This window comes from Allosphingosinicella sp. (assembly GCF_036387215.1).
Classification (GTDB): domain Bacteria; phylum Pseudomonadota; class Alphaproteobacteria; order Sphingomonadales; family Sphingomonadaceae; genus Allosphingosinicella.
This window is the reverse complement of record NZ_DASVUE010000330.1, coordinates 1-1,577: the sequence shown is the minus strand read 5'-3', so window position 1 is coordinate 1,577 and position 1,577 is coordinate 1. Positions and strand designations below refer to the sequence as shown.

General features: G+C 66.1%; 2 protein-coding genes. Both read right to left on the bottom strand.

Going from position 1 to position 1,577, the window contains the following annotated elements; all coding sequences use genetic code 11:
• Positions 1 to 128 precede the first annotated feature (128 nt).
• Positions 129 to 731, bottom strand: coding sequence for a PEPxxWA-CTERM sorting domain-containing protein (locus tag VF662_RS13430; RefSeq protein ID WP_464142131.1), 603 nt, complete (start codon positions 729 to 731; stop codon positions 129 to 131).
• A 39-nt stretch (positions 732 to 770) separates the two neighbouring features.
• A partial coding sequence (locus tag VF662_RS13425) for a M16 family metallopeptidase (protein ID WP_464142129.1) occupies positions 771 to 1,577 on the bottom strand: 807 nt, incomplete at its 5' end.

Sequence of the window (1,577 nt, the reverse complement as noted above, 5' to 3'; positions counted from 1 at the left end):
CCAGGGTGCCGAGCCGGCCACGCTATCGACGATCAGGTCCAACGACGATCCGCTTCCTGCTGCCGCGCGGCAGCGTTCATGCACGGATCAATGGAGGAACAGCTTTACGGTCCGGTTAAGAGCGGGCGCTACGCCGTGGCGAAGCCGGCCGACCTCGCGCGCCGGAGCGAAGCGCCGACCGCTCCGAAGCCGAGGATCATCATCGCCCATGCGGCCGGTTCCGGAGCGCCGGCGGCGACGCTGGAAATCCGCCAGGCCAGGTTCGCATTGTCGGCGTCGGTATAGCCGCCGAGCGGGGTATAATAGGCTTCGTTCCCGAGCGGGTTGGGGGCAGAGCCATAATGCTGAGCTGCAAACCCGTCGCCGCCGGACGCGAAACCGACCCAATAGGTGCCGGGGCCAAGCTCCAGGTCCAGGTCCGAGAGCCCGTGCCACCCCTCGCCGGCGGCGGTGCCGAAGCTCATCGTCTGCGTGAAGATGAAAGTGCCGGGTGCGTTGGTGCCGCCGAAGCTGAGGTTGAACAGGGCGGTGCCGGGGTTCGTGATCGTGCCGTAGAACTGGATCCCGCCGATGCGGGTCGCCTGCGTCAGCGTGAACTGTCCGTAGGTTCCGAACTGCGGCCCGACGACATAGGGCGCCGTGCTCGTTCCGGGGCCGGTGTCGATCACATAGGCGGCGTCGGCGGTGCCGGCGGCCGCGAAGAGGCTGAGCAGGAAGAGAAAGATCCGCATGCCTTGAGAAGAGTTTAGGCTGCCGGCCCTGTCAACCCGCTACTTGTCCAGCCGCGCCAGTGTCTCGTTCAGCATCACCGGCGGCCCGAAGCCGAGCGCTTCCAGCCGCTTCGCCTGCGTCGCCGCATCCCCCACGATCACGTAATTCATCGCGCCCGGCCGGACGTAGCGGCTGGCCAGCTCCCTGATCTGCGCGACGGTCATCGTATCGACGATCGCCTGCTCCTGCTGAGGATAATCGACGGGAAGGCCGTAGTCGCTGATCGCTCCGAGGTAGCGGAGCTTCGCGTCCGCGGTCTCGAACGAGCGCGAGCGGCTCTTGGTGAGGAAGCTCTTCGTCACATCAAGATCGGCATCGGTAAAGGTGCTTCCGAAATCGCCGAGGATCGTTTTGGTGAGGTCCGCCGCCTCGAGCGTCACGTTCGAGCGGACGCCACTCGTCACCTCGAAAGTGCCATGCCGGACGCCGCCCGAGAAGCCGGCGCGGATGCCGTACGTATAGCCCTTGCCCTCGCGAAGCTGCTGCGTAAGCCGCGATGCGAAGCCGCCGCCGCCGAGGATGTAGTTCATCACCACGGCCGGATAGTAATTGGGGTCCGCGCGGGTGACGGCAGGATAGCCGAACGCGAACACCGACTGCTTGGAGCCGGGAAGGTCGTAGAAATAGACTTTCGATGCAGCGGGCGGCTGCGGCGCCGGATAGGAGGGGATGTTCACCTCCCGCCGCTGCCATCTGGCGCCGAGATCCCGCAGCGCCGCGTTCACCCGCGCCTGGTCCACCGCTCCGACGATGCGGAAGCTGGCGATGTTCGGGGCAAGGTTCGCCGCGTGAAAGCGCTTCAAATC

Excerpts from the sequence above, each read along its gene's own strand:
- VF662_RS13430 (WP_464142131.1), bottom strand. The coding sequence starts at position 731 with ATGCGGATCTTTCTCTTCCTGCTCAGCCTCTTCGCGGCCGCCGGCACC.